The sequence below is a fragment of the Arsenophonus endosymbiont of Bemisia tabaci Q2 genome (assembly GCF_902713415.1).
GTDB lineage: Bacteria > Pseudomonadota > Gammaproteobacteria > Enterobacterales > Enterobacteriaceae > Arsenophonus.
Window position 1 is genome coordinate 1 of the sequence record NZ_CACTIE010000036.1, and the last position, 6774, is coordinate 6774.

5 protein-coding genes and 1 pseudogene are annotated in these 6774 nt (G+C 40.3%); 4 read left to right on the plus strand and 2 right to left on the minus strand.

The features are described 5' to 3' along the window. Positions 1–102: 102 nt before the first annotated feature. The 4 genes and pseudogenes from tkt (at position 103) to fbaA (ending at position 5756) form a co-directional block, all read left to right on the plus strand. A complete protein-coding gene (gene tkt, locus ARSQ2_RS02345; protein WP_181994231.1) occupies positions 103–2097 on the plus strand; it encodes a transketolase in 1995 nt (664 codons plus the stop codon). Positions 2098–2317: 220 nt separating this feature from the next. Continuing rightward, a pseudogene (gene epd / locus ARSQ2_RS13495) lies at positions 2318–3375 on the plus strand (erythrose-4-phosphate dehydrogenase). A gap of 76 nt (positions 3376–3451) precedes the next feature. Further along, complete coding sequence (gene pgk, locus ARSQ2_RS02355; RefSeq protein WP_181994232.1) at positions 3452–4615, plus strand: phosphoglycerate kinase; 1164 nt, start codon at positions 3452–3454, stop codon at positions 4613–4615. 61 nt (positions 4616–4676) lie between these two features. After that, positions 4677–5756 carry a class II fructose-bisphosphate aldolase gene (gene fbaA / locus ARSQ2_RS02360; RefSeq protein ID WP_181994233.1) on the plus strand — a complete coding sequence of 360 codons (1080 nt, stop codon included), beginning with the start codon at positions 4677–4679 and terminating at the stop codon, positions 5754–5756. A gap of 385 nt (positions 5757–6141) precedes the next feature. Here fbaA and ARSQ2_RS12265 read toward each other — a convergent pair whose 3' ends face one another. Beyond that, positions 6142–6336, minus strand: a complete 195-nt coding sequence (locus ARSQ2_RS12265; protein WP_238334255.1) for a transposase — start codon at positions 6334–6336, stop codon at positions 6142–6144. An 80-nt stretch (positions 6337–6416) separates the two neighbouring features. After that, positions 6417–6671, minus strand: coding sequence for a transposase (locus tag ARSQ2_RS12270; RefSeq protein ID WP_238334256.1), 255 nt, complete (start codon positions 6669–6671; stop codon positions 6417–6419). Between the last annotated feature and the right edge of the window lie 103 nt (positions 6672–6774).

The window sequence follows — 6774 nt, forward strand, 5'->3', positions numbered from 1 at the left end:
ATTTAGGGCAGATACCTAGATTAGATTTTAACTGTTAAGATGGCAAAACGACCTTGAGAAAATCAGTAGCAAATTTGCTATTTATTCAATTTGGAGTAAACAATGATCACTCGTAAAATCCTTGCTAATGCTATCCGTTTCCTCAGTATGGATGCGGTACAGAAAGCAAAGTCAGGGCATCCAGGTGCGCCAATGGGAATGGCGGATATCGCTGAAGTACTCTGGCGTGACTATCTGGATCATAATCCTGCTGATCCTGACTGGGTAGATCGTGACCGTTTTGTATTATCTAATGGCCATGGTTCTATGCTACTTTATAGCTTGCTGCATCTTACCGGTTATGATTTACCGATGAAAGAATTAAAAAATTTTCGCCAACTTCATTCCAAAACACCAGGACATCCCGAATATGGTTATACGCCAGGTGTTGAAACCACGACTGGCCCGCTGGGACAAGGAATTGCAAATGCTGTAGGTTTTGCTATTGCCGAACGAACGTTAGCTGCTCAATTTAATCGTCCAGACCATACTATTGTTGATCATTATACCTATGTATTTATGGGTGATGGTTGCATGATGGAAGGCATTTCACATGAAGCTTGTTCACTGGCTGGAACATTGAAATTAGGTAAACTGATTGCTTTTTATGATGATAATGGCATTTCAATCGATGGTGAGGTGGAAGGTTGGTTTACAGATAATACTGCTGAACGTTTTGCTGCTTATCATTGGCATGTTATCAAGGGTATTGATGGACATGATCCTGAACAAATCAAGTCAGCAATAGAAGAAGCCTGTAAGGTTACCGATAAGCCCTCTCTATTAATCTGCAAAACGATAATTGGTTATGGCTCGCCACATAAAGCTTGTTCCGAAGAAGCGCATGGTTCACCATTAGGTGAAACTGAGATCGCTGAAACCCGGGCGGCACTAGATTGGCCATATCCACCTTTTGAAATACCCGCCGATATTTATCAAGCCTGGGATGCCCGCGAAATAGGTCAGCAAAAAGAAGCTACCTGGCGTGAAAAATTTGCCGAGTATCAACGAGCTTTCCCGCAACTTGCCGATGAGTTTATCCGTCGTAGCAAAGGTGAGTTACCGACTAATTGGCAAGCTGTTGCAAATGATTTGGTTACGGAATTGCAACGCAATCCTGCTAATATTGCCAGCCGTAAAGCTTCACAAAATACGTTCGAAGTTTTCGGTAAGGTATTGCCTGAACTTTTAGGCGGCTCCGCTGATTTAGCTCCCAGTAATTTAACTATGTGGTCAGCGTCTAAGTCAATAAAAGATTCTCCAGCAGGTAATTATATTCATTATGGTGTACGTGAATTTGGTATGTCGGCTATTATGAATGGTATTGCCTTGCATGGTGGTTTTATACCTTATGGTGCAACCTTTTTAATGTTTGTTGAGTATGCACGTAATGCAGTACGCATGGCTGCGTTAATGAAAATTCGCAGTATTTTTGTCTATACTCATGATTCTATTGGTCTGGGTGAGGATGGTCCAACCCATCAACCTGTTGAGCAATTAGCCAGTTTGCGCCTGACGCCTAATATAAGTACTTGGCGTCCTTGTGATCAGGTTGAATCGGCCATTGCCTGGCAGTATGCGATTGAGCGTAATGAGGGGCCAAGTGCGTTGATTTTTTCCCGTCAAAATCTTGAACAGGAACCACGTGATACTAAACAGTTAGCCAATATTATTAAAGGGGCTTATGTGCTCAAAGATAGCGAAAAAACACCCGCGCTTATTTTGATTGCAACTGGTTCTGAGGTTCGATTAGCTGTTAACGCTTATGAAAAATTGACTGCCGAAGCCTATCAAGTACGAGTGGTTTCTATGCCATCAACGGATACTTTTGATAAACAAGACGCCGCTTATCGTGAGTCTGTATTACCCTCTTCAGTTACTGCACGATTAGCTGTTGAGGCGGGTATTTCCGATTATTGGTACAAATATGTTGGCACAACCGGTGGGGTTGTTGGTATGCATACTTTTGGTGAGTCAGCACCGGCAGAGGTTTTATTTAAAGAGTTTGGTTTTAGTGTGGAAAATGTGATAGAAAAGGCTAAAGCTTTATTGCCGTAATTGATGAAAATGATATGAGCGTATTGATCAACTTTATATGATTAGATACGCTCTTTTTATTTCAGCAGATTAAGCTAAAACGTTTCATTTTGGCAAAATTGCAAGATTTATTGATCAAAAGCAGACTTTTATGATTGACGACAAAAATCCTCAGTACAAAAGCTGTAATTATCGGTATTCTTAGCCATTAATAAATCAGTTGTTATATTGAAGGAAAAGTATGGTAGTTAGAGTGGCAATTAATGGTTTTGGGCGAATAGGGCGTAGCATCTTAAGAGCGCTTTATGAATCAGATCACCGAGCTCAAATTGCTGTTGTTGCAATTAATGAAATTGCCACTTCGGAAGGAATAGCGCATTTATTAAAGTATGATTCGAGTCATGGCCGATTTACTTATGATGTGCGCCTGAATAACGATTTGTTAGTTGTGGGTAATGACAGTATTCATCTTTTTCATCAATCTGAGATTGAAAAACTACCATGGCGAGCATTGGATATTGATGTAGTACTCGATTGTACCAGTGTTTATGGCTCAAAGGCCGATGACTCTGCGCATTTATCAAGTGGCGAAAAAAAGGTGCTATTTTCTCATCCGGGAAGTACTGATCTTGATGCAACTATTGTTTATAGGGTTAATGAAACCAGTTTGAAAAATAGTGATCAAACTGGTATCAAACGCATCTTGTAGCACAAATTGTATTATTTCTGTGATTAAAATATTAGATGATGCTTTGGATATTGAGTCTGGCACAGTCACAACGATTCACGCTGCAATGAATGATCAGCCGGTTATTATGCTTATCATCAAGATCTACGTCGTACAGGCGCCGCGCTAACCAATCTATTATTCCTGTTGATACCAAATTGGCTGCTGGGATCACACGAATATTGCCAAAATTCAAAGATTATTTTGAAGCGATATCGGTTCGCGTACCAACTATCAATGTAACGGCGATCGACCTCAGTGTGACGGTAAGATCTAAAGTAACGGTAGCTAAAATCAATCAGCTGTTGCAACAAGCAACAGAAGGTTTATTTCGTGGTATAGTTGATTATACTGAATTGCCGTTAGTATCAAAAGATTTTAATCATGACCCACATAGTGCTATTGTAGATGGTACGCAAAAACGAGTTAGTGGGCAACACCTAATTAAGATTTTAGTTTGGTGCGATAATGCGATAATGCGATAATGCGATAATAAGTGGGGTTTTGCCAATCGTATGCTTGGTAGGACATTAGCAATGGCTTCTACTGGTTTCAACAAATCTATCTGTTGACAGACAGTATGGGGAATCTTGCTCTCCATACACAGCAGAAGATTAATAATATAGAGAATCAACGAGAGGATTCACCATGTCTGTAATTAAGATGACCGATTTAGATCTGGCGGGTAAAAAAATATTCATCCGGGCTGACCTAAACGTTCCTGTCAAAGATGGCAAAGTTACCTCTGATGCACGGATCCGTGCTTCTTTACCGACGATTGAAACCGCTTTAAAGCAAGGCTCAAAGGTAATGGTAACGTCTCATTTAGGTCGCCCGATTGAAGGTGAGTATAATGAGGAATTTTCATTGAAACCCGTTGTAGACTATTTAGCAGATAAGCTCGACTATCCTGTTCGTTTAGTAAACGATTATTTAAATGGAGTTGAAGTTGCTAATGGCGAGCTGGTGGTTCTTGAGAATGTACGCTTCAACCGTGGTGAAAAAAAGGATGATCAAAATTTATCTAAGCAATATGCTGCACTTTGTGACATCTATGTAATGGATGCATTTGGTACGGCGCACCGTGCTCAGGCATCAACCCATGGTGTGGCAAAATTTGCGCCTATAGCATGCGCAGGGCCGCTGTTATTTGCTGAGTTGGACGCATTAGGTAAAGCATTGAAAGAGCCTGCTCGCCCAATGGTTGCAATCCTTGGTGGTTCAAAAGTTTCGACTAAATTAACTGTCTTGGATTCTTTAGCAAAAATTGCCGACCAAATTATTGTGGGAGGCGGTATTGCCAATAACTTTATCGCAGCTGAAGGTCATAAAGTCGGCCGTTCTTTATATGAAGATGAGTTGATCCCAGAAGCAGAAAAATTATTATCTACTTGCGATATTCCTGTACCTACTGATGTTCGTGTAGCGACTGAATTTTCTGAAACAGCCGAGGCGGTAATGAAATCTGTCAATGATGTTAAAGATGATGAGCAGATTTTGGACTTAGGCGATGAAACGGCTGAACGTTTGGCGGGTATTCTTAAAAAAGCAAAAACGATTTTATGGAATGGTCCAGTTGGGGTTTTCGAGTTCCCTAATTTTCGCCACGGCACCGCCGTGATTGCCCAAGCGATTGCAGAAAGTGAAGCTTTTTCTATAGCAGGTGGTGGTGATACATTAGCGGCGATTGATCTGTTTGGTATTGCGGATAAAATTTCTTATATTTCTACTGGCGGTGGTGCTTTTCTTGAATTTGTGGAAGGTAAAAAATTACCTGCAGTTGTTGTGTTAGAAGAACGAGAAAAACAGTAATTATATCTGAAGAAAATGACAGGTAGCACTGTTCACCTGTCCAATAATAGGATTTTATCTCATGTCTAAGATTTTTGATTTTGTAAAACCAGGTGTTATTACCGGCGATGATGTGCAAAAAGTTTTTGCCGTTGCAAAAGAACATAAATTTGCGTTGCCGGCAGTCAATTGTGTGGGTACAGATTCGATTAATGCTGTTTTGGAAACCGCTGCTAAAGTTCGTTCTCCGGTAATTGTCCAATTTTCTAACGGTGGTGCTGCGTTTATCGCCGGTAAATGTCTAAAAGCAGAAGGTCAGCAAGCTGCGATTTTAGGCGCAATATCAGGTGCTCATCATGTGCATCAAATGGCAAAGCATTATGGTGTCGTAGTTATCTTACACACTGATCATTGTGCACGTAAACTACTGCCATGGATTGATGGCTTGCTAGATGCTGGCGAGGAATATTATAAAACCACCGGTAAGCCACTGTTTTCATCGCATATGATCGATTTTTCTGAAGAGTCATTGGCGGAAAATATTGAAATTTGCTCTCAATATTTGCAACGGATGAGCAAAATGGGCATGACACTAGAAATTGAGTTAGGTTGCACTGGTGGTGAGGAAGATGGTGTCGATAACACTGGCTTAGATAGCTCATCGCTTTATACACAGCCTGAAGATGTCGCTTATGCTTATGAAAAATTGAGTAAAATTAGTCATCGATTTACTATTGCGGCATCTTTCGGTAATGTGCATGGTGTTTATAAGCCAGGCAACGTTCAATTAACACCAAAAATTCTACACAACTCACAACAGTACGTTGCGCAGAAATTTAATTTGCCAGCGGAAAATAATCTGAATTTTGTTTTCCATGGAGGTTCAGGCTCTACTGCTGAAGAAATTAAAGAAGCAGTCAGTTATGGTGTGGTAAAAATGAATATTGATACTGACACCCAGTGGGCAACCTGGGAAGGGATTTTGCATTATTATAAGAAAAATGAAGGTTATCTACAAAGCCAACTGGGTAATCCAGAAGGTGAAGATAAACCTAATAAAAAATATTATGACCCTCGTGTCTGGCTGCGTGCGGGTCAGACGTCCATGATTGAGCGTTTAGAACTTGCATATAAAGAGTTAAACTGTATCAATGTGCTGTAATTAAACGCTATTTTATTTTGCTAGTTCTCAACCCTATAGTTCACCATAGGGTTTTTTATTATCCGACGTAAGTTTTGACAAAAAAGATATTTTAGGTATAAGTGAGATATAGCTAGGCGACTTTAAAATGATTACAAATAATTACTCTTTATCAGTAAATTTATATTCGAGAAAAACATATATTTTTGTAATCAAAATTAAGACGCTTAGCTATACATGCTCGGCGCGATGCTGGCTCAAATAAATCCCGCGCTCTTCGCCGTTTTTTAGTTCATCCAGAAAGCGTAGACAGACCAAACGGACATATTGACACGCTAGCATCTCGCCAAACACCACGCGCTCGGCATAGCGGATATATACCTTGGGCAACCGTTGCCCATCAGTCCTACTTTTTGCTTAACAAGGCCGCGAACGGATCTATGGTCTCTGCTTCTTTATAGCTAAGCGACTTAATTTTGATTACACCATATTGAGTGCGAACAAAATATCTGTGTCGCATCCGAGCCCTGCATTTAGCTTGTGCCCATTTATGTTCAATTGGATTAAGATCTCGCGAATAGGTAGGAAAATATTCCACCATATGCCCCGCATCGATGATGGACTTGTTGAATACTCTGTTTCTTGTGAAAAGTTGTATTATCCATCATTATTACACTGTTTTTAGGAAGTACTGGGATAAGGACTTGGGTAACCCCAGGCATAGAAAACATCCCTGTTAATATTGATATCAAATAATCCGATAGCAAACAGCGTTGTCCCCAATAAAGCGCCGATAACATTTGTTCTTCCTTTAGCTCCCGAGTTCTTGAGACCAACACACCGTTGACCTTTCGGGGAATAGCCGTGAGTCCGCGGAGTATCGTGTGAAAAACCACTTTCATCAATAAAAAACAATATGCTTGCCTTCTTTTTCATACTGTTGTTTTTTTGTTGAAACGTTTGTCGAGTGTTTTCATCGGCTTTCGGATGACGTAGAGTTTTTATAGGTCAATCCCATTTTTTAAAAGCTTGCCAAATG